General features: G+C 74.7%; 16 protein-coding genes. 5 read left to right on the forward strand and 11 right to left on the reverse strand.

From position 1 onward, the window contains the following. Nucleotides 1-10: 10 nt before the first annotated feature. The 8 genes from ACI2LW_RS13220 to ACI2LW_RS13255 all read right to left on the reverse strand — a co-directional run bounded on the left by ACI2LW_RS13220 (nucleotide 11) and on the right by ACI2LW_RS13255 (nucleotide 9818). Nucleotides 11-1465: a hypothetical protein gene (locus tag ACI2LW_RS13220; RefSeq protein WP_404731286.1), complete on the reverse strand. Its 1455-nt coding sequence runs from the start codon at nucleotides 1463-1465 to the stop codon at nucleotides 11-13. 262 nt (nucleotides 1466-1727) lie between these two features. Beyond that, nucleotides 1728-2699: an N-acetylglucosamine kinase gene (locus ACI2LW_RS13225; RefSeq protein ID WP_404731287.1), complete on the reverse strand. Its 972-nt coding sequence runs from the start codon at nucleotides 2697-2699 to the stop codon at nucleotides 1728-1730. Continuing rightward, on the reverse strand, nucleotides 2690-3955 hold the full coding sequence (locus ACI2LW_RS13230) for a 6-phospho-beta-glucosidase (RefSeq protein ID WP_404731288.1): 1266 nt from the start codon (nucleotides 3953-3955) through the stop codon (nucleotides 2690-2692). Before ACI2LW_RS13230 ends, ACI2LW_RS13225 begins: the two co-directional genes overlap by 10 nt. 4 nt (nucleotides 3956-3959) lie before the next feature. Next, nucleotides 3960-4856: a carbohydrate ABC transporter permease gene (locus ACI2LW_RS13235; protein ID WP_404731289.1), complete on the reverse strand. Its 897-nt coding sequence runs from the start codon at nucleotides 4854-4856 to the stop codon at nucleotides 3960-3962. Nucleotides 4857-4858: 2 nt separating this feature from the next. Beyond that, nucleotides 4859-5800, reverse strand: a complete 942-nt coding sequence (locus ACI2LW_RS13240) for a carbohydrate ABC transporter permease (RefSeq protein ID WP_404731290.1) — start codon at nucleotides 5798-5800, stop codon at nucleotides 4859-4861. Between the two features lie 3 nt (nucleotides 5801-5803). Continuing rightward, nucleotides 5804-7141, reverse strand: coding sequence for an ABC transporter substrate-binding protein (locus ACI2LW_RS13245; protein WP_404731291.1), 1338 nt, complete (start codon nucleotides 7139-7141; stop codon nucleotides 5804-5806). A 127-nt stretch (nucleotides 7142-7268) separates the two neighbouring features. Further along, the gene (locus tag ACI2LW_RS13250; protein WP_404731292.1) at nucleotides 7269-8480 is read right to left on the reverse strand and encodes an ROK family protein; all 1212 of its coding nucleotides are present in this window, start codon (nucleotides 8478-8480) and stop codon (nucleotides 7269-7271) included. A 240-nt stretch (nucleotides 8481-8720) separates the two neighbouring features. After that, the gene (locus ACI2LW_RS13255) at nucleotides 8721-9818 is read right to left on the reverse strand and encodes a mechanosensitive ion channel family protein (protein WP_404731293.1); all 1098 of its coding nucleotides are present in this window, start codon (nucleotides 9816-9818) and stop codon (nucleotides 8721-8723) included. A 334-nt stretch (nucleotides 9819-10152) separates the two neighbouring features. Here ACI2LW_RS13255 and ACI2LW_RS13260 point away from each other — a divergent pair, with 334 nt between their 5' ends. After that, nucleotides 10153-10689 (forward strand): HNH endonuclease, encoded by a 537-nt coding sequence (locus ACI2LW_RS13260; protein ID WP_190178506.1) that lies wholly within the window; start codon nucleotides 10153-10155, stop codon nucleotides 10687-10689. 297 nt (nucleotides 10690-10986) lie between these two features. Here the strand turns inward: ACI2LW_RS13260 and ACI2LW_RS13265 are convergent, their stop codons facing one another. Next, nucleotides 10987-14016, reverse strand: coding sequence for a beta-N-acetylglucosaminidase domain-containing protein (locus ACI2LW_RS13265; protein ID WP_404731294.1), 3030 nt, complete (start codon nucleotides 14014-14016; stop codon nucleotides 10987-10989). A 398-nt stretch (nucleotides 14017-14414) separates the two neighbouring features. On the opposite strand from ACI2LW_RS13265, the gene ACI2LW_RS13270 reads away from it, so the two are divergent. The 3 genes from ACI2LW_RS13270 to ACI2LW_RS13280 all read left to right on the forward strand — a co-directional run bounded on the left by ACI2LW_RS13270 (nucleotide 14415) and on the right by ACI2LW_RS13280 (nucleotide 17351). After that, nucleotides 14415-14675 carry a hypothetical protein gene (locus ACI2LW_RS13270; protein ID WP_404731328.1) on the forward strand — a complete coding sequence of 87 codons (261 nt, stop codon included), beginning with the start codon at nucleotides 14415-14417 and terminating at the stop codon, nucleotides 14673-14675. Beyond that, nucleotides 14676-17015, forward strand: a complete 2340-nt coding sequence (malQ, locus tag ACI2LW_RS13275; protein WP_404731295.1) for a 4-alpha-glucanotransferase — start codon at nucleotides 14676-14678, stop codon at nucleotides 17013-17015. It begins immediately after the preceding gene. A gap of 78 nt (nucleotides 17016-17093) precedes the next feature. Next, nucleotides 17094-17351 (forward strand): hypothetical protein, encoded by a 258-nt coding sequence (locus ACI2LW_RS13280; protein WP_404731296.1) that lies wholly within the window; start codon nucleotides 17094-17096, stop codon nucleotides 17349-17351. Between the two features lie 165 nt (nucleotides 17352-17516). Here ACI2LW_RS13280 and ACI2LW_RS13285 read toward each other — a convergent pair whose 3' ends face one another. Beyond that, on the reverse strand, nucleotides 17517-18098 hold the full coding sequence (locus tag ACI2LW_RS13285) for a TetR family transcriptional regulator (RefSeq protein ID WP_404731297.1): 582 nt from the start codon (nucleotides 18096-18098) through the stop codon (nucleotides 17517-17519). A gap of 206 nt (nucleotides 18099-18304) precedes the next feature. On the opposite strand from ACI2LW_RS13285, the gene ACI2LW_RS13290 reads away from it, so the two are divergent. After that, on the forward strand, nucleotides 18305-19861 hold the full coding sequence (locus tag ACI2LW_RS13290; RefSeq protein ID WP_404731298.1) for an FAD-dependent monooxygenase: 1557 nt from the start codon (nucleotides 18305-18307) through the stop codon (nucleotides 19859-19861). A 16-nt stretch (nucleotides 19862-19877) separates the two neighbouring features. On the opposite strand, the gene ACI2LW_RS13295 is transcribed toward ACI2LW_RS13290, so the two are convergent. Then, nucleotides 19878-20396, reverse strand: a complete 519-nt coding sequence (locus ACI2LW_RS13295; protein ID WP_404731299.1) for a MarR family winged helix-turn-helix transcriptional regulator — start codon at nucleotides 20394-20396, stop codon at nucleotides 19878-19880. Between the last annotated feature and the right edge of the window lie 105 nt (nucleotides 20397-20501).

A 20501-nucleotide genomic window follows, 5' to 3' on the forward strand; every position in this document is an offset into this window, starting at 1 on the left:
GCGCCTCCCTTCACCGGTACTCCGACAGCCTGCGCCCGATGCCCGTCACGGCGCCCGCCGCGCCGAGCACCGCGAGCACCGCGGCGCCGATGGCCAGGCCCGTCATCGCGGACCGGCCGTCGTCCGCGGCCTGCCGGAACTCGTTCGTCTCGTGGGTGAGCGCGGAGGCCAGCGAGGTGTCCACGTTGTCGAAGCACTCGCCCGTCGAACCGCCCTTGGCGGTGGTGCCGATGACCCGGTCGCGGGCCTGCTGGTAGTCGCCGGAGTCGTTGGCCCGGCGGGCCAGTTCGTGCCGCGACTTCCAGACCTTCATCGACTGGTCGGCGACCTGCACCGGCTTGCGGCCGGCCGAGTCGTCCGCGAGGGAGCCGGCCCGGGCGAGGGTCCGCGCCAGGGTGTCGATCTCCTGGTCGTACGCCCAGTCGTAGGCGTCCATCACCGTGCCGTCCTTCAGGGTCTTGGTCTCCGCGCCGCGGCTGACGAGGGTGAGGTTCTCGTTGCTGCGGGCCTTCAGGGAGGCGATCTGGGCGTCGTGCAGCACGTTCAGCGAGCGGACGCCGTGGGTGTAGGAGCCGTCGAGGCCGGCGCGGGCGACGGTGTGCCCGACGGCCAGCCAGAGCAGGACCACGGTGGTGGCGGCGGTGGCTGCCACCATGCCGTGGTTCAGCACCCGGTTGGTGCGCAGGTAGTTGCGGCGCTGGGCCCAGGCCAGGGCGGCCAGGGCGAGGACGCCGAGGGCCATCGCGGCCCACGGGTAGGGGGTCGCCTGCGCGTAGTCGGAGCGCAGGCGCTGGTTCTCCTTCTGGTACAGGTCCTCGGCGGCGGGCAGCATCTGCTTCTGCATCGTGTCGTTGGCCGCGCGCAGATAGGCGCCGCCCACGGGGAAGCCCTGGCGGTTGTTGGCCCGGGCGGACTCCACCAGGCCCTTGTAGCGGGGCAGCAGCTGGTTGAGCCGGCCGATGGTGGCCGCGGAGGGCGAGCCCGGGTCGGAACTGGCCGCGGCGGTGACCAGCTTGGCGGCCGCGGTGCGGATGTCGGCCTCGTAGCGGGCGCGGGTGGCGGCCGTCTCCTGCAGCCCGGCCAGATAGCCGCTGGTCGCCATGGTGTTGGCGTCGGCGAGGGAGCGGTAGATGTCGGCGGCGTCCGAGCTGAGGGGCTGGCTGCTGTGCAGGACGTCGTCGGCGGCCGTGGCGCGGGTGGTGGTCTGCCAGGCGGTGACGGCGCCGAACGCCACGACGAGCAGGGCGAGTACGGCGCCGATCACGCGGAGCCGGCCGGGTTCGGTGGTGGCCGCGGCGCGCAGGCGGTCGACGCCCTCGGCGAAGGCGGTGCGGCGCGGGGGCGGTGGTGCGGGGGCGGGCGCGGCCGGCCGGGCGGGCGAGGGGCCGGGCTGCGCCGGGACGGCCGGCAGGGTGGGCACGCCGGGGCCCGGTGGTGCCGCGTTGCTCGTCGGCGGGTGTGTCACTGTTGACCTCCCCCATGGTCATCCGTCGCCGCAAGTATCACCGCCGCGGGCGGCATGCGCACCGGGCTTCACTGGATCTTGATGGGATCGCAGCACGCACCGCACCCTGCCCATGAATACGCCGGGGGGAACAGTTCGGTTCCCCCCGGCCCCGGTTCCCCCCGGCCCCGGCTCCGCCCGGCCCCGGCTCCGCCTGGCCCCGGCTCCGGTTCCCCCCCGGCCCCGGCCCCGGTTCCGCCCGCGGGCGCGGGCCGCTGGGCCCTCAGGGCTCGAAGTGGCGTCTCACCCGTTCGTGGGACTCGGGTGGGGCCTGGACGTGGTCCAGGCCGAGCAGGGCCGCGCCGAGCACCGGGCTCGCCGTGACCACCCGGCACGTCGCCTTGGGGGCGCGGGCGGACAGCAGCGCGCGGACGCGGTCGTCGAGCCGGGGGTGCCGTGCGGCCAGCACGCTGCCGCCCAGCAGGACGGGGGTCTCCTCCGCCAGCAGTTCCAGGCGGGTGAGGGCGACCGCGGCCATGGCCACCACCTCCTCGGCCAGGCGGTCGACGACCGCGCCGGCGACCGGGTCGCCCGCGGCCGCCGTGGCGAACAGCACGGGGGTCAGCTCGTGCCGGCGGTCCGGGGCGACGCGGCCCAGGTGGAGGGCCTCGATGAGGGCGTACACGGAGGTGAGGCCGAAGTGGGCGGGCAGGGTGCGGGCCAGGGCGGTGGGCTCGCCGCGGCCGTCCTCCGCGCGGGCCGCGTGCCACAGCGCCTCCTCCGCCAGCGCCCAGCCGCCGCCCCAGTCGCCGGAGATGCGGCCGAGGGCGGGGAAGCGGGCGGTGCGGCCGTCGGGGCGCATGCCGACGCAGTTGATGCCCGCCCCGCACACCACCGCCACGCCGCGGGGTTCGGCCACGCCCGCGCGCAGGATCGCGAAGGTGTCGTTGCGGACCTCCACGGTCGTGCCCCAGGCGCGGGCCCGCAGGGCCGCCGCCAGCCGCTCCTCCTCCACGGGCAGGTCGGCGTTGGCCAGACAGGCCGAGACATGGCCGGTGGAGGTGACGCCGGCGGCGGCGAAGGCGCGGCCCACCGTGTCGGCGAGGGTGTCCACCGCCGTCTCCACGCCCACCGCCGGGGGCCGGAAGCCGCCGCCGCGGGCCGTGGCGAGGACCTCCCCGCCGGGCGCCACGACCGCCACGTCGGTCTTGCTGTTGCCCGCGTCGATGGCGAGGACGCTTGCGGTCAGGCCCACGCGAGGTGCTCCCGGTTGTGCGCGATCAGCTGGTCGGTCAGGGTCTCGGCGCAGGCGTACTGCCCGACGAGGGGGTGGGCGAGCAGGGCGCGCAGGACGCGGTCCCGGCCGCCGCGCAGGGCCGCCTGGAGGGCCAGGTCCTCGTAGGCGGTCACGTTCGCGATCAGGCCGGCGAAGAGCGGGTCGACGGGGGCGACGGGCAGCGGGGTGGGGCCCTTGGGGCCGACGGCCGCCTGGACCTCGATCACCGCGTCGTCGGGGAGGAAGGGCAGGGTGCCCCCGTTGAGGGTGTTGACCACCTGGTAAGGGCTGCCGGTGCCGCCCAGGAGGGCCGCGGCCAGGTCCACCGCCGCCTCCGAGTAGTAGGCGCCGCCGCGCCGGGCGAGCAGGGCCGGCTTCTCGTCCAGCGCCGGGTCGGCGTACATCGCCAGCAGTTCGCGTTCCATCGCGGCGACTTCGGCCGCCCGGGAGGGCTTGGTGCGCAGTTCGCGGACCACCTCGTCGTGGGCGTAGTAGTAGCGCAGGTAGTACGAGGGGACCACGCCGAGGAGGTCCAGCAGGGGGCTGGGCAGGCGGAGGTCGCCGGCGATCGTGTCGCCGTGCCCGGCCAGCAGCCGGGGCAGGACGTCCTCGCCCTCGGGGCCGCCCAGGCGCACCCCGGTCTCCCAGGTGAGGTGGTTCAGGCCCACGTGGTCCAGGTGGACGTCGGCGGGCGCGACCCCGAGCAGGCCGGCGAACTTGCGCTGGAGGCCGATCGCCACGTTGCACAGCCCGACCGCCTTGTGGCCTGCCCGGAGCAGGGCGCGGGTGACGATGCCGACGGGGTTGGTGAAGTCGATGATCCAGGCGTCCGGGCTGGCGCGGCGCACCCGCTCGGCGATGTCCAGCACCACCGGGACCGTGCGCAGCGCCTTGGCGAGGCCGCCGGCCCCGGTCGTCTCCTGGCCCACGCAGCCGCACTGGAGGGGCCAGGTCTCGTCCTGCTCGCGGGCCGCCTGCCCGCCCACGCGGAGCTGGAGCAGGACCGCGTCGGCGCCGTCCACGGCCGCGTCCAGGTCGCCGGTGGTGACGACACGTGCCGGGTGGTCCTGCCGGGCGAGGATGCGGCGGGCCAGGCCGCCGACCGGCTCCAGGCGGTCCGCGGCCGGGTCGGCGAGGACCAGTTCGGTGACGGGCAGGGTGTCCCTGAGGCGGGCGAAGCCGTCGACGAGTTCGGGGGTGTAGGTCGAGCCGCCGCCGACCACGGTGAGTTTCATGCGTTCAGCCCTTCACTCCGGTGAGCGTGACGCCCTCGACGAACGCCTTCTGGGCGAAGAAGAACACGAGGATCACGGGGGCCATGACCAGCACGGTGGCGGCCATGGTGAGGTTCCAGTCGGTGTGGTGGGCGCCCTTGAACGACTCCAGCCCGTAGGACAGGGTCCAGGCGCCCGGGTTCTCCGAGGCGTAGATCTGCGGGCCGAAGTAGTCGTTCCAGGCGTAGAAGAACTGGAAGAGGGCGACGGCCGCGATGCCGGGCCTGGCCATCGGCAGGACGACCCGCAGCAGCGTGCGCAGCTCCCCGCAGCCGTCCACGCGGGCCGCGTCCAGGTACTCGTCGGGGATCGTCGTCAGGAACTGCCGCAGCAGGAAGACGGAGAACGCGTCGCCGAACGCCATCGGAACGATCAGTGGCCACAGCGTGCCCGACAGGTCCAGCTGCTTGGCCCAGAACAGGTACATGGGGATGATGACGACCTGCGGGGGCAGCATCATCATCGAGATCACCAGCATGAGTGACAGATCGCGGCCCCGGAAGCGGAACTTCGCGAGGGCGTACGCCACGGGCAGGGACGAGGCGACCGTCAGCACGGTGCCGAGGCCGGCGTAGAGCAGTGTGTTGCGCCACCAGGTCGCGAAGCCGGGGGTGTCGAACACCTTGCGGTAGTTGCCCCACTCCCAGGTGTGCGGGATCAGGTCGCGGCTGAGCGCCTGGCTGTCGCTCATCAGGGAGGTCAGCAGGACGAACACGAAGGGCAGGGTGAAGAACAGGGCCGCCGCCACGCCGAGGGAGTGGACGGCGATCCACTCCAGGAGCGCCCGGCGGCGGGCCATGCGGGCGGCGGGCGAGGCCGGCGCGTTCCGCACGGGGGCGGGCGGGTCGAGCACTTGGGTCATCGTCAGTCACCTGCCTGGATCAGACCGCCCCGGCGCCGCATCAGGACGGCGGTGAACACCATGGACAGGGCGAAGAGGACGAGCGCCACCACGCAGGCCGAGCCGTAGTCGAAGCGCTGGAAGCCGAGGTTGTAGACGAGCTGGGGGAGGGTGAGCGTGGACTTGTCCGGGTAGCCCGGCTCGAACTGGGTGCCCGCCCCCTGGATCACGCCCGAGGCGACCTTCCCGGCGATCAGCGGCTGGGTGTAGTACTGCATCGTCTGGATCACCCCGGTGACCACCGCGAACATCACGATCGGGGCGATGTTCGGCAGGGTGACGTAGCGGAAGCGCTGCCAGGGCGAGGCGCCGTCGAGTTCGGCGGCCTCGTACTGCTCGGCGGGCACGTCGAGCAGCGCGGCCATGAAGACGACCATCAGGTCGCCGATGCCCCACAGGGCGAGCAGGGTCAGGGCCGGCTTGGACCAGGCGGGGTCGTTGAACCAGCCGGGGGCCGGGATTCCGGCCTTGTCCAGCAGGGAGTTCACCGGCCCCGTGCCCGGGTTGAGGAGGAAGGCGAACGCCATGGTCGCGGCGACGGGCGGCGCGAGGTAGGGCAGGTAGAAGAGGGTGCGGAAGACGCCCGTACCCGTCTTGATCCGCGTGATGAGCAGGCCGACGCCGAGCCCGAAGAGGACCCGCAGGGTGACCGTGACCAGGACCAGCCAGAGGGTGTTGCGCAGGGCCGGCCAGAAGAGCGGGTAGTGCCCGAAGACGTACGTCCAGTTCTTCGCCCCGCTCCACGTCGGCGGCCGGAAGCCGTCGTAGCGCATGAACGAGAAGTAGACCGTCGAGATCAGCGGATAGGCGAAGAAGACCGCGAACCCGATCAGCCACGGCGACAGGAAGGCGAGGGTACGAAGCGCCGACCGGCGGCGCTTCGACGCCAGGGTGACCGTGCCCATCGGCTACTTCGCCTGCGCGATGTCGGTGTCGATCTGGGCGGCCGTCTTCCTCAGGCCGGCCTTGAGATCGGTGACCTTGCCGCTCTCGTAGTCGTAGCCGAACTGCTGGATCGTCACCAGGTACTGGCCGCCGTTGAGGGAGGCGGGCGTGGTGGTGGACTCGGGGTCGGCCGCGATGTCCAGGAAGGTCTTGAAGCGCGGGTCGTACTTCAGCTTCGGGGACTTCAGCGCGGCCAGGGTGGAGGGCACGTTGTGGATGTCGTTGGCGAAGCCGACGACCGCGTCGGTGTCCGTGGTGACGTACTTGACGAACTCCCAGGCCGCGTTCTGCTTGTGGCTGGTGGCGGCGATGCCCGCGATGGTGCCGGTGATGTAGCCCTTGCCGTACTGGCTCACCTGGTCGTCGGGGACGGGCAGCGGCGCCACGCCGATCTCGAACGCCGGCCTGGCGTCCACCGCCATGCCCAGCCGCCACTCACCGTCGAGCTGCATGGCGACCTGACCGGTGTGGAAGGGGTGCTTGGGGCCCCACTCGTCGCCGAGCGTGGCGCGGAACTTCTCCAGCTTCCGGAATCCGCCGAGTTCGTCGACCAGCCTCTTCTGGAGGGTGAAGCCCTTTTCGAAGGCGGGGTCCTTGGCGAGGTTCGACTTGCCGCTCGCGTCGAAGTAGGTCGGGGAGAACTGCGCGAAGTAGTGCTCGGTCGTGGACTCCCAGCCGTGGTAGTCCGGCATGAACCCGAGCCGCTGGTAGCCGTTTCCGTCGGGGATCGTGAGCTTCTTGGCGTCCGCCTCGAACTCCGTCCAGGTCTTCGGCGGGCTCTTGATGCCGGCCTTCGCGAAGGCGGTCTTGTTGTAGTAGAGGCCGTACGCGTCTCCCAGCAGCGGCACCGTGCAGCGGTTGCCGTCGAACCGGGTGTACTCGTTCATGGCCTTCGGGAACGTCTTCTCCGGGTCGATGCCCGACTTCTTGAAAAAGGGGTTGAGGTCGACGAGCGCGCCCGAGGAGCAGAACTTGCCCACGTTGTTCGTGGTGAAGGAGGAGATCACGTCCGGCGCCTTGCCGCCGCCGGCGCGCAGCGCCTGGTTGATCTTGTCGTCGGTCATGTTGCCGACGACGTCGACGTGGATGTCGGGGTGCGCCTCCTCGAAGCCGGCGATCAGCGACTTGACGGCCTTCACCTCGTTCGGCGCGCTCCAGGCGTGCCAGAAGGTGATCGTGGTGTCCTTCGAGGCGTCGTCGTTCGCGCCGCTGTCCGACTGGCCGGTGCAGGCGGTGGCGAGGAGCGCCAGGGAGGCGGAGACGGCAAGGGCGTAAGCCGCTTTTCGGGATGCTTCGGGCATGGCTGGATCTCCCTGGGACGGGCGGGGCGGTCGGGCGGTGGGGGTGGAGCGGGGGAGAGGCGGGTGCGGGAGGGGCGGGTGCGGGGAGAAGCGGGTGCGGGAGGGGCGGGTACGGGGGTGGGCGCGGTCAGCGCGAGGTGTCGAACACCTCGTCGCGGGTGGCCGCCAGCGCGCTCTCCAGCGCGCCGCGCAGCACGGGGTGCTCGCGGACGTCGCCGACGACCAGGTGCGGCCGGGGAGCGGCCAGTTCCTCCAGCTCGGCCTGGACCAGGCCGCGCAGCACCTCGCCGCCCGCGGTGAGCGCGGCGCCGCTGAGGACGACCAGCTCGGGGTCGAGGACGGCGACGAGGGAGGCGAGTCCGGTGGCCAGCCGGGTGGCGTAGGCCCTGAGGAACGCGCGGTGCGGGCCGGTGGCGTGATCGGCGCTGCGGGCGACGAGCTCGGCGGCGGCCTCCGCGTACGGCCCGCCGGGCACGTCCTGGACACCCAGCTCACGGGCCAGTGCGGGCAGCGCCTGGGAGCCGGCCAGCTCCTGGTAGCCGCCGCTGTTGGCCCGGGTGACCCGGCGGACCAGGGGGGCGCCGGGCACCGGCAGGAAGCCGACCTCGCCCGCGCCGCCGGTCCAGCCGCGGTGCAGCCGGCCGCCCAGGATCAGGGCGGCGCCCAGGCCCTCCTGGTTCCACAGCAGGACGAAGTCGTCGTGGCCGCGGGCCGCGCCGAGCCGCTGCTCGGCCAGGGCGACGAGGTTCACGTCGTTCTCGTACTCCACCGGCATCGGCAGCGCGGCGGCCAGCTCCTCCAGGATCGTGGGCGAGTGCCAGCCGGGCAGGTGGGAGGCGTAGCGCAGCCGGCCGGTGCCGGGGTCGAAGGCGCCGGGGGTGCCGATGACCAGGCGGTGCAGGTCGCCGCGGGCCAGTCCGGCCGCCTTCACCGCGCCGTCGAGGGCGTCGGTGACCTGCCGTACGACGGGCTGGGCGCGCTGCCGGCCCGGGGTCGGCAGCTCGTACTCGCCGACCGTGCGGCCGGTGATGTCGGCGACGGCGGCGCGGATGCGGTGCGGGGTGACGTCGAGGCCGGCGACGTGGGCGGCGGCCGGGTTGACCGAGTAGAGCTGGGCGCTCGGGCCCGGGCGCCCCTCGCTCGTCCCCGTGGCCAGGACGAGACCGGCGGACTCCAGCCGGGCCAGCAGCTGGGAGGCGGTCGGCTTGGACAGGCCGGTGAGCTTGCCGATGCGGGTGCGCGACAGCGGCCCGTGCTCGAGCAGGAGGTCCAGGGCGGCCCGGTCGTTCATGGCGCGCAGCACACGCGGGGTGCCCGGCGTACCGGCGGTTCCAGCCATGCGTCTCGCCACCTGCCCTTCGGCCGTCCAGCTTCTCAGCGTGATCGCCGGGAGTCCACAGGAGGGTGCCCGCGGGCTCCGGCCGTGATCACTGTTAGGAAACTTTCCTGTTCGGGTGTCAGGAACCTAAGCCCGGCACGAACCGGGCGTCAATACAGGGCGCCCCCGAGGCAACACATCCGTTACCTCGGGGGCGCGCCGGGGGCTGCCGGGACCGGTGGCTGCCGGGACCGGTCCGGGCTACTTGGGCGCCGGCCGCTGCGCGGCGATCGGGGAGGCCGCCTCGGCCTGCGGGGACGCGGAGTTCGCGAACGCCGAGGGGGCCGCGACCGCCGCCGTCGGGTCCGGCGCCGGGTCCTCTTCCGCCGGGGCCGTGGCACCGCCCACGATGCGGATGTCGGCCGCGTCGAAGGCGCGCTTGATGCGCCAGCGCAGCTCGCGCTCCACGGTCGTGGACTTGCCCGGCATGGTCCGGGCCGAGACCCGCACCACCATGGAGTCGATCAGCACGCTGTCCAGGCCGAGCACCTCGACCGGGCTCCACAGGAGCTCGTTCCAGGGCTCCTCCTTGCTCATCTTCTCGGCGACCTCGTCGAGGGTGGCCTTCAGCCGGTCCAGGTCCTCGCCCGCCTTGACGGTCACGTCCACGTTGGCGGTCGCCCAGCCCTGGGACAGGTTGCCGATCCGCTTGACCTCGCCGTTGCGGACGTACCAGATCTCCCCGTTGTCCCCGCGCAGCTTGGTCACCCGCAGCCCGACCTCGATCACCTCGCCGGAGGCCACGCCCGCGTCGATGGTGTCGCCGACGCCGTACTGGTCCTCCAGGATCATGAAGACGCCGGAGAGGAAGTCGGTGACCAGGTTGCGGGCGCCGAAACCGATCGCCACACCGGCGACGCCGGCCGAGGCCAGCAGCGGGGCCAGGTTGATCTCGAAGGTGGACAGCACCATCAGCGCCGCCGTGCCCAGGATCACGAAGCTCGCCACCGAGCGCAGCACGGACCCGATCGCCGCCGCCCGCTGCCGCCGGCGCTCGGCGTTCACCAGCAGCCCGCCCAGCGCGCTGCCGTCCACCGCCTGCACGGTACGGGTCATGCGGTCGATGAGCTTGGTGATCGCGCGCCGCACCACCACTCTGAGCACACCCGCGATCACCAGGATCAGCAGGACCCGCAGGCCGATCGCCAGCCAGGTCGACCAGTTCTGCTCGACCCAGCTCGCGGCCTGGTTCGCGCTCTGCTGGGCGTCCTGGAGCGTGGGGACCGTGACGGTCGGCGACCCCGAGGGAGACGGCGACGGCGACGGACCGGCGGCCAGTAGGACGGCGGGCAAGGACACGGCAGGTACCTCCAGATGCGTCCGCCCTCCGGTGCGGTGGTCAATGTCGTTCCGGTCACGAAGAGGTCACCGGACGGGCGGAACCACCACACTAACGGGGCACGGTGTGCGGGTTGCCGCGAACTGTGGAGGAGGTCCGGTGGTGAGGAGGTGCGCACCCGCCTGTGAACAGGCCGTGTGGACCGGTCGTGATCCTGGGGATGAATCCGGTGTGGTCGAAAACACTCCCAGCCCGTTACCGGGACATGGTGGCGCGTTCACCAGGCATGAGGGGAGACTGACTGCAGATCGTCCCGGCGCGAGCCACGCGCCGCCGACGCCCAAGGAGGCATCCGTGCCGCATGTCCTGGTCCTCAACGCGTCGTACGAGCCGCTCGGCGTCGTACCGCTCCGCCGCGCGCTCGTCCTCGTCCTGGAGAACAAGGCAGTCTGCCTCGAGGAGTCCGGCGCCCATCTGCACAGCGCGACCGTCACAGTCCCCGCACCCAGCGTGGTCCGGCTCAAGCGATTCGTGCGGGTTCCCTACCGGGGGCCCGTTCCACTGACCCGGCGGGCGCTGTTCGCGCGCGACGGGGGCCGGTGCATGTACTGCGGTGGCGTCGCAACCAGCGTCGACCACGTCATCCCGCGCTCGCGCGGGGGCAAGCACGTCTGGGACAACGTGGTGGCCTCCTGCCGCCGCTGCAACCACGTCAAGGCCGACCGCCACCTCGTCGAACTGGGCTGGCGGCTGCGCCACAAACCGGCCCCGCCCACCGGACTGGCCTGGCGCATCATCGGCACCGGGCACAGGGACCCGCGCTGGCTGCCCTATCTGCAGCCGTTCGGCGCGGACGACGCCATGGCCCGGATCGACGGCATCTCCGCCTGACGTCCGGGCCTTCGCACGGCCCGGTCCGCCGGTCCGCCGGTCCGTCCGTCCGGCCGTCCGGCCGTCGTGTCCGCCGCGCCCGTTCGCGGGCGGGGCGGGCCGGGGCGGCGATCCCGCAGGCCGGCCGGACGGCGGGCGCGCGTCGCCGGACGTCGCCGCCGGACGTCCGCCGTCGCACGCCGTGACCGCGCGCCGGCGTACGACGTCCTCCGGCGTGCGCGGTCACCGGGCTGCCGCGTGCGACGTCCTCCGGCGCGCGGTCACCGAGCGACTACGTGCGACGTCCTCCGGCGCGCGTCACCGTGCGACCGCGTACGTCTCCACCGACCACAGCGAGTAGCCGTACCGGGTGGCCCGTTTCTCGCCCTGCACCCGTACGAACCGCACGTCGCGCTCGTCCATGCGCACCGTCTCGCGCCCGCCCCCGCTGTCGCGCACCGTGGCGGCGGTGCGCCAGCGGCGGCCGTCCGCCGACACCTGCACGCGGTAGGCGGAGGGGTGGGCGTCCTGCCAGTGCAGGACGACCCGGCCGATCCGGGCCGGGCGGGCCAGCGCCACCTGCCACCAGGCGCCGTCGTCGACGGGCGAGGACCAGCGCGTGCCGGGATCGCCGTCGTTCGCGGCCGAGGCCGGGAAGTCGGGCGTCTCGTCGCCCGACGAACTCGCCGTCCCGGTGCGGGCCAGGTCCGGTCCGGCGGTGGGCGGGAAGGCGCGGACGGTCAGTGTGCGGGTCACCCCGCCGAAGGAGAGGCGGATCTCGTACGGCCGGGACGGCGCCCCCGGCGGGACGCTCACCTCGACGGGCACGTCCACCGTGGTGCCGCGGGGCACGGTCACGGGGGCGGAGGGCACGCGGACCTCGACGCCCTCGGGAGCCTCGGCCGTGACCTTGCCGGTGACGTCGGCCGGCCGCAGCGACGCCAGCCGGGCGGTCAGCCGCTCGGTGCCGCCGGTCTCCGCGTCGGCCGAGGCACGCGGCAGCCGGAAGTCCACGTCCGCCGTGTCCGCGAACCACGGGACCAGATGCCGCACGCGGGAGGAGGCGGGCCCGGTCACGCGGACCGCGTCGACGAGGGGGCCGGGCGCGGACGGCGCGGCGCCGGTGACGGCGGGCGGACGGGTCCACGTACCGGAGACCGGCGGCCAGGGCACCCGGCCGCCGGCACCGGGGCGGCCGGGCGCGCCGCCGGCCGGCGCGAGACGCGCGGCCCCGAGCTCGGTCGCCCCGGACCGCGCCAGCGTGCCGAGACCGCGCCAGCCCTGCCCGGGGACGTGCACCTCGACGTCCCCGTCTGTCCCCGGGTCCGTCAGGACCGTCACGGCGGTCAGGGCGCGGGCGTGCGGCAGGCGCAGGGTGCGCCCGTCCGTGCCGCCGCCCGGGCCGGCGGCCGGCTCGCGGGTCAGGCCCGCCCACGCCTCGAACGCCTGCCCCGCCCGGTCCAGGAAGGGGTCCAGCACGCCCCGGCCGACGGTCACCCCGGCGGCCCTCACCTCCGTGCGCAGCCGGCCGAGCGTGCGGTACGCGCTCCAGGCGCCCGCCGCGTCGCCGGCGCGCTGGGCCCGCAGCATGTCCAGCGCGGCGGTGCCCGCCTCGCCGTACCGGGCCGCCTGCGCCGACCACGGGGCGACCTCCGCCGCCAGCAGGCGGTCGCCCGCCAGCCGTGACGGCAGCTCGCGCAGCACCGCGAAGGCGTCGCGCAGCCGCCGCTCGGCGGTGTCGTTCGCGGCCGGGTCCGTGGTGGTGCGCGCCTGCCACAGGGCCGCGATCAGCGGCCGCAGATACGCCGACTCGGTGCCGCCGAGGACCGAGGAGGCGTCGTTCCCGGCGAGCGCCGCGAGCGCCTCCTCACGCCGCGCGTCGCCGCCCGCCAGGTCGGCGATCGCGGCCCGCCAGGACTCCTCGGGACGGTAGTCGCGCGGGTTCCAGGCGTAGTCCGCGGCGGTGAACAGCGGGATCCGGGAGGCCACCGCCTGCTCCATCGCGTTGGCGAGCAGCGCGGCCGAGCCGCTCGCCACGGCCGGCTCGCGGCCCGTGTAGGGGCCGAGGAAGACCCGGTCCTCGGCGTAGTCGTTCACCGGGTAGTTGTCCATGGTCACCAGCGCGTGCCCGAACGCCTCCCGGGCACCGGCCAGTTCGGCGCCCGTGATGGTGCGCGGCACCACCCCCACACCGGTCCAGGCCACGTCGGCCGACTGGTCCAGCGCGGCCGCGAGCGTCCGCCGGTAGGGCGTGGCGCCGTCCTCGTAGTACTCCGTCGGCATCAACGTCAGCGCAGCGGAACCGGGGTGACGTTCCGCCAGGTGCCGTGCCACGGCGTTGGCCACCCGGGCCTGGGCCCGCGCCGCGGCCTCGGGCCCGGAGCCGAACCGGTCGCGGTCCGCGCCGCAGTGCCACTCGCTGTAGCTGACGTCCTGGAACTGCAGCTGGAAGGCGCGGAAACCCAGCGCCCACATCGCGTCCAGCTTGCGGGTCAGCGCCCGCACGTCCGCGTCCGAGGCGAAGCAGAGCGACTGGCCCGGCGCCACCGCCCAGGCGAGCGTGACGTGGTTGCGGCGCGCCCGCTCGGCCAGCTCGCGGAAGGCCGCACGCTGCGCGGCCGGGTAGGGCTCGCGCCAGCGGTCCTGCCGGTAGAGGTCGTCGCCGGGGGCGTACAGATACCGGTTCTGCTTGGTCCGGCCCATGAAGTCCAGCTGCCCGAGCCGCTGTTCCTGGGTCCACGGGGTGCCGTAGAAGCCCTCGCTGGTGCCGCGCACGGCGGTGCCGGGCCAGTCCCGCACGGTGACACCGGGAATGGTCCCGTCCGGCCGCAGGAGCTGCCGCAGCGTCTGCACCGCGTGGAACAGGCCGTCCTCACCGGTCCCGGACAGGGTCACCGCGCCGGCGCCGAGGCCGCCGCCGCGGTCGACGGTCAGCACATAGCCGCCCGAGGGCAGCGCCTGGCGCGGGTCGGCGTGTGCCGGTTCGGTGCGCGCCCGCACCACCAGCAGCCCGGCCGGCACCGGGTCGCCCTCGGCGAGTTCCGTGATCGTGTGCGCCCCGGCCCCGCGCAGCAGGGCGCGCAGCGCGTCGAGGGCGTACGGGTCCGCCGAGGCGTCGGTGACCAGGGCGACGTCGCCGGTCACCGCCACCGTGCCGCCGGACGTCCGCAGCGACTGCGGGCGGGGCCACACGGCCACGGCGGGTGAGGCGGTGTCGGGCTGCCCGGGGCCGGTGGCCGGGGTGCCGGGCGCGTGCGGCGCCGCCGCGGCGGCCGGGGCGCCCGCCAGTGTCCCGGCGACGACCGCGAACGCGAGGGCGGCAGCCCCCTTTCCGTGCCGAATCCGCACGGCCCCCTCCTTCGTCGCTCGGCTTCCCACGGCGGTGGTCGAGGCGTTCCCGAGCCCACCATTCGGCGGGACGGGTGTCAACGAGAGTGGCCGCTGTGCCATGTTTGCCCCACCCTGGAGAGGGCGGAATGTGACCAGGAGCACGTGGTCCGCTCTCGTACGTCTGCCGTCGCGTGCACTGGGTAGGGCTGCGGTAATCCGCTCATGCCGCACTCGACAAGGAGGCCCCCGTGGCCGCACCGGCACACCTTCTGCTCTCGGCCCTGTCCGGCACGGCGCTGTCCGACCGCGCCCTCGGCGACCTGGCCCGGCCCGGTACGGAACCCGCCGGCGGGGCGGGCCGCGTACCGCCCGCCGGGGCCGGCGCGTCGGCGGATCCCGCGGCGCGCTCCAAACGCGTGGCGGCTCCGGCCGCCGCCTCCCGGCCGCCCGCGGACCACGCGCCGCAGGCCGAGTCCCGGCCCCTGGTGTTCGGCCCGGAGGGCGCCGCCACCGGCGCCCCGCTGACCAGCGAGCCGCCGCTGCCCGACGCCGAACCGCTGACCAGTGAGCCGCCCCTGGCCGAGAGCGCGCCCCTGACCAGCGAGTGGACCGGCGAACGCGGCGGCGAGTGGGACACCGAGCCGGCCGGAGACGGCCCCGGCCGCGCGGAGGCGTAGATGACGGCTCCTCGGCCGGACGAGCCCCCCACCGGAGACCCGACCGGAGACCCCGCCGGTGACTCCACCGGAGAGCCCACCGGAGACCCGGCCGGTGACTCCGCCGGAGCGCTCGGAGAGCCTGCTGAGCCGAGCGGAGACCCTGCCGGGCCCGAGGGAGGGCCTGCCGATCCCGCCGCCCGGCCCGCCGATCCCGCGGGCCGTCCCGCCGAGGAGGTCCTCGGTGAGGACCTGACCCGCCTCGCCGCCCTGTACGGCGTCGCCACCTCCTACAGCCCCTCCCCGGGCCGTACCGTCGCGGCCTCCGCCGCCGCGGTCGTCGCCGTCCTGGCCGCGCTCGGCGTCGACGCGGGCACACCCGCCGCCGCCCGCGCGGCCCGCGCCGCCCGCGAGCGCGAGCTGGCCGAACGGCTGCTCCCGCCCACGGTCGTGCACTGGCGCGGCGAGGAGCCGCCGGCCGCCCTCGCCGGCCTGCCCCCCGGCACCGTGCTGCGGGTGCTGACCGAGCAGGGCGAGACCCGCGCGGACGCGGACCGCCTGCCGCCCGGGGTCCACCGGCTGACCGCCACCGCCCCCGACGGCCGCACCGGGCAGGCGCATGTGATCGTCGCCCCGCCCCGGCTGCCGCGCCCCGCCACCGGACGCTCGTACGGCCTCCTGGTCCAGCTGTACTCCCTGCTCTCGCACCGCTCCTGGGGCATGGGCGACCTGGGCGACCTGGCCGAGCTGTGCGCCTGGGCCGGGCGTGCGCTGGGCGCCGGATTCGTCCAGGTCAACCCGCTGCACGCGGCCGTACCCGGCGCGCCCACCGACCCCTCCCCCTACCGGCCCTCCTCCCGTCGCTTCCCCGACCCGGTGCACCTGCGGGTGGAGGACGTCCCCGAGTTCGCCTACACCGAGGACCGCGAACGCCTGCGGCCGCTGCTGGAGCGCGCGGCGCGGCTGCGCGCCGGCGTGCTCGGCGAGGGCGCGCTGATCGACCGGGACGCGGTGTGGGAACTGAAGCGGCAGGCGCTGGAACTCGTGCGCCGGGTGCCGCTCGGCCCCGGCCGCCGCGCCGCCTACGCCGACTTCCTCGCCGAGCAGGGCCAGGCGCTGGAGGACCATGCCACCTGGTGCGCCCTGGCCGAGGTGCACGGCCCGCACTGGCGGCGGTGGCCCGAGGGCCTGCGGGACCCGCGCTCGGCCGGGACCGCCCGCGCCCGGGCCGAGCTGATGGACCGTGTCGACTTCCACTCCCGGCTCGCCTGGCTCACCGACGCCCAGCTCACCGGCGCCCAGCGCGCCGCCCGCGAGGCCGGCATGCCGGTCGGCGTCGTGCACGACCTCGCGGTCGGTGTGCACCCGGACGGCGCCGACGCCTGGGCCCAGCAGGACCACTTCGCGGCCGGCATGTCGGTGGGCGCCCCGCCGGACGCCTTCAACGCCCGCGGCCAGGACTGGGGCCTGCCGCCGTGGCGCCCCGACCGTCTGGCCGCCTCCGCCTACGAGCCCTTCCGCCGGCTGCTGCGCGCCCTGTTCCGCTACGCGGGCGCCCTGCGCATCGACCACGTCATGGGCCTGTTCCGGTTGTGGTGGGTGCCGCAGGGCCGGCCGCCCACGGAGGGCACCTACGTCCGCTACGACGCCGAGGCCATGCTCGCCGTCCTGGTCCTGGAGGCCTCGCGGGCGGGCTCGGTGGTGATCGGCGAGGACCTGGGGACGGTGGAGCCGGGGGTGCGCGAGACCCTGGACCGGCGCGGGGTGCTCGGCACGTCGGTGCTGTGGTTCGAGCGGGACTGGGAGGGCGACGGCCGGCCCCTGCCCCCCGAACGCTGGCGCGCCGACTGTCTGGCCACCGCCACCACCCACGACCTGCCGCCCACCGCGGCCCGTCTCACCGGGGAGCACGTCGAGCTCCGTCACCGCCTCGGCCTGCTCACCCGCCCGCTGGAGGAGGAACGCGCCGAGGCCGCCGCGGACACGAGCGAGTGGCTGGCGCTGCTGACGGAGCTGGGTCTGCTGCAGGGCACGAGCGGGGGCGTCGGCGCGTCCGCCGAGGAGGCGGAGATCCAGGCGGTGCACCGCTTCCTGGTGCGCACCCCGGCCCGCATGGTCGGCCTGTGGCTCCCGGACGCCGTGGGCGACCGGCGCCCGCAGAACCTCCCCGGCACCTGGGACCAGTACCCCAACTGGCGCCTGCCGCTCGCCGACGCCGAGGGCCGGCCGGTGACGCTGGAGGAACTCGCCGCCTCACCCCGGCTGCACGCGCTGACGGAGGTCCTGCGGGCGGGCACGGGCGACGAGGAGAGGGCCGATGCGGGCGGCGAGGAGCGGGCGGGGGCGGGCGGCGAGGAGTAGAGGGCCGCACGCCCCCGCGGGGCCTCATACGGCACCCCGGGCGCGCGGCCCGTTCCGGCGTTCGCTACGTTGGGCACCGTGGACAAGAAGAACGCCCTGCGCGCCGGCACCCTGGCGGCCGGTACGACGCTGATGATGCTGCTCATGTCGTCCCCCGCGCTCGCGGTGACCCGCGACGACGGTGACGACCCCGGCCCTGGCCTGAGCGTCGTCCAGACGCTGGGCCTCTTCGTCGGTCTGCCGATCCTGCTGTTCCTGGTCATCGCCGGCCTGGTGATGGTGCTGGACAAGTCCCACAAGCCGGGCACCAGCCGCAACGTCGACGTCAAGGCCTGACCCGGGCCCACGCCGTTCCGCGCGCCGAGGGCGCCGGCCCCCCCCCCCCCGCCCCCCCCCCCCCCCCCCCGGCCGGCCCCCCCCCCCGCCCCGGGCCCCCCGCCCGCCCGCCCCGCCCCAACCGCGCCCCGGACCCCCGCCGCGACCGCACCGCCCCGGCGTTTCTCAGGGGTTGGGCGCGGTCAGATAGCGCTGCACCGTGGGCGCCAGCCAGGCCAGCGCCTCCTCGCGCGCCAGGGCGACGGCCGCCGGGATCCGCAGCACATAGCGGGTGAGCGCCAGCCCCAGCAACTGCGCGGCGCACAGCGCGGCCCGGGCGGGCACCTGCTCGGGGTCCGGGCACACCGCCCGCGCGACGGGCAGCAACTGCTCCCGGAACACCGTCTGCAACCGCTCCGCCCCGGCGGCGTTGGTCACGCCCACCCGCAGGATCGCCGTGAGCTCCCCGTTCTCCTCCCACAGGTCGAGGAAGTGCGCCACCAGCGCCCACCCGACCTGCTCCCGCGGCAGCGCGGCCACGTCCGGCAACCGCAGATCGAGGGTGACGGCCGCCGCGAAGAGGCTCTCCTTGTTGCCGTAGTAGCGCATCACCATCGACGGGTCGATGGCCGCGTCCTTGGCGATCGCGCGAATGGTGGCCCGCTCGTACCCGTCGGCCGCGAAACGGCGGCGGGCCGCGGTGAGGATCGCCGCGCGGGTGGCGTCGGAGCGGCGGGGGGCGGTGCCGGAGGTGGGGCGTGTCGTCATGCCAACGATCGTAGGCCAACGTATGTGGGCCAACAAGTGTTGACATCGGTTGGTGGTCGACGTACGTTGGCCAACAAGCGTTGACCAACACCTGTTGACCACCCGCTGTTGGTCACCAACTGTTGGCCACCAACTGTTGGCCCCCGGCCGTTGACCAACGGTCGTTGACCCCCAGTTGCTGAACAACAGTTTGTGACCAACAGTCGTTGACCGGCACAGGCGCACAGCGCAAGGCGCATTCGGCTCCGCTCCGCTCCCGCTCCGAGGAGGCCACCATGTCCGGCACCGCTGAAACCCCCGCTTCCGCAGCCGCGCCCACCGCCACCCCCGACCGGTCCCGGGTGATCGTCGTCGGCGCCGGCCCCACCGGTCTGCTCCTGGCCGGTGACCTCGCGGCCGCCGGCGTCCCCGTCACCCTCGTCGAGAAGCGGCCGCACGGGATCAGCAACCTCTCCCGCGCGTTCGCCCTGCACGCCCGCACCCTCGAACAGCTCGACGCCCGCGGCCTCGCCGACGGGCTGGAGAAGGCCGGGCGTCCCCTCGAACACCTCCGGTTCTTCGGCCGGTTCGGCATCGGGCTCACCGACCTGCCCTCCCGGTTCCGGCACGTCCTCGTGCTCCCGCAGTACGAGGTCGAGGAGGCCCTGGAGCGGCGCGCGGCCGAGGCCGGCGTGGACTTCCGCCACGAGACCGAGGTGACCGGTCTGACGCAGGACCCGGACGGTGTGACGCTCGAGGTGCGCGGGCCCGGCGGCCGGCCCGAGTCGCTGCGCGCGGCCTACGTCGTAGGCACGGACGGGATGCGCAGCCGGGTGCGGGAGGCGGTCGGGCTGCCGTTCCCGGGGCACTCGGTGATCCGCTCCGTCGTCCTCGCGGACGTCCGGCTCGACGAGCCGCCCGAAACGCTGCTCACCGTCAACGCCGTCCCCGACGCCTTCGCCTTCATCGCGCCCTTCGGCGACGGCTACCACCGTGTGATCGGCTGGCGGCGCGGGCGCGAGGTCTCCGACGACGCGCCCGTGGACCTGGAGGAGGTCCGGGAGATCACACGGCTCGCCCTCGGCCGCGACTTCGGCATGCACGACGCCCGCTGGCTGTCCCGCTTCCACAGCGACGAGCGCCAGGCGCCCGCCTACCGCGTCGGCCGGGTCCTCCTCGCCGGCGACGCCGCCCACGTCCACAGCCCGGCCGGCGGCCAGGGCATGAACACCGGCCTCCAGGACGCGGCCAACCTGAGCTGGAAGCTCGCCCAGGTCATGGGCGGCCACGCCCCGGACTCGCTCCTCGACACCTACCACGCCGAACGCCACCCCGTCGGCAGGTCGGTGCTGCGCAGCAGCGGCGGCATCATCCGTCTCGCCATGGCCCGGCGCCCGTGGACCCGAGCCCTGCGGGCCGCGCTCGGCACGGTCCTCGGCGCCTGCGGCCCGGTGCGCCGCCGCGTGGCCGGCCGGATCACCGGCATCGGCTACCGGTACGCCGCCCCGCACGGCTCCCACCGTCTCGTCGGGACCAGGGTCCCGGACGTGGCCCTGGCCGGCGGCGGCCGCCTCTACCAGGCGCTGCGCGGCGGCCGGTTCGTGCTCATCGCGCCGGAGCCGTACGAGGCGGGACCGGGACGGGCCGGCCGGCTGGCCACCGAGCGGTGGGCGAGCGGTCGCCGGACCACCGTGCTGGTCCGCCCCGACGGCTACGTCGCCTGGGCCGCGGACTCGGCCGGCCCGGCCGACGTCGAGGCGGCGCTCGCCGCCCACGTGGGCTGAGCGCCCGTCCGCCCCGCTACACCGAGGGGCCCGGAGTTCCGCCCAGCAGCTTCCTGAGCAGGCCGGCCAGTTGGCCGGCCTCCTCCGCGTCCAGCGCGGACAGGGCCTCCGTCTGGACGGCCAGCCCCGCGCCGACCGCCTCGTCGATGAGCCGCAGGCCCTTCTCGGTCAGCGTCACCTGGAGGCCGCGGCGGTCGTGCGGGTCGGGGGAGCGCCGCAGCAGCCCCGCACGCTCCAGCTTGTCCAGCCGGCCGGTCATGCCGCCCGTGGTGAGCATCAGCGTCGCGGACAGCTGCCGGGGCGACAGCGTGTAGGGGGCGCCGGACCGGCGCAGGGTGGCGAGCACGTCGAACTCGCCGCGGGAGATCCCGAACGGCGCGTACGCCTTCTCCATCCGGTCGCCCATCGCCCGGGAGAGCCGGAAGATCCGCCCGAAGACCTCCATGGCCGCGGTGTCCAGGTCGGGCCGGACCGCGGCCCACTGGCCGACGATCGCGTCGACGGCATCCCCGTGCCCCTGCTGACGTGCGCTCATGGACCGAGTATCCGCCGGAGTGCACTCGCGGGCAAGAAAGTAGCTTGCTGAAAAGTAGATCAGCGCTAAGCTACTTTGCGTCGACCTTCCAGGCCCGGAAGGCAC

This window comes from Streptomyces sp. NPDC004065 (assembly GCF_044903565.1).
GTDB lineage: Bacteria > Actinomycetota > Actinomycetes > Streptomycetales > Streptomycetaceae > Streptomyces.

What these genes read in the sequence shown, in the direction of transcription:
- ACI2LW_RS13230 (WP_404731288.1), bottom strand. Translation starts at nt 3,955, where the DNA reads ATGAAACTCACCGTGGTCGGCGGCGGCTCGACCTACACCCCCGAACTC.
- ACI2LW_RS13235 (WP_404731289.1), bottom strand. Translation starts at nt 4,856, where the DNA reads ATGACCCAAGTGCTCGACCCGCCCGCCCCCGTGCGGAACGCGCCGGCC.
- ACI2LW_RS13240 (WP_404731290.1), bottom strand. Translation starts at nt 5,800, where the DNA reads ATGGGCACGGTCACCCTGGCGTCGAAGCGCCGCCGGTCGGCGCTTCGT.
- ACI2LW_RS13245 (WP_404731291.1), bottom strand. Translation starts at nt 7,141, where the DNA reads ATGCCCGAAGCATCCCGAAAAGCGGCTTACGCCCTTGCCGTCTCCGCC.
- ACI2LW_RS13250 (WP_404731292.1), bottom strand. Translation starts at nt 8,480, where the DNA reads ATGGCTGGAACCGCCGGTACGCCGGGCACCCCGCGTGTGCTGCGCGCC.
- malQ (WP_404731295.1), top strand. Translation starts at nt 14,676, where the DNA reads ATGACGGCTCCTCGGCCGGACGAGCCCCCCACCGGAGACCCGACCGGA.
- ACI2LW_RS13285 (WP_404731297.1), bottom strand. Translation starts at nt 18,098, where the DNA reads ATGACGACACGCCCCACCTCCGGCACCGCCCCCCGCCGCTCCGACGCC.
- ACI2LW_RS13295 (WP_404731299.1), bottom strand. Translation starts at nt 20,396, where the DNA reads ATGAGCGCACGTCAGCAGGGGCACGGGGATGCCGTCGACGCGATCGTC.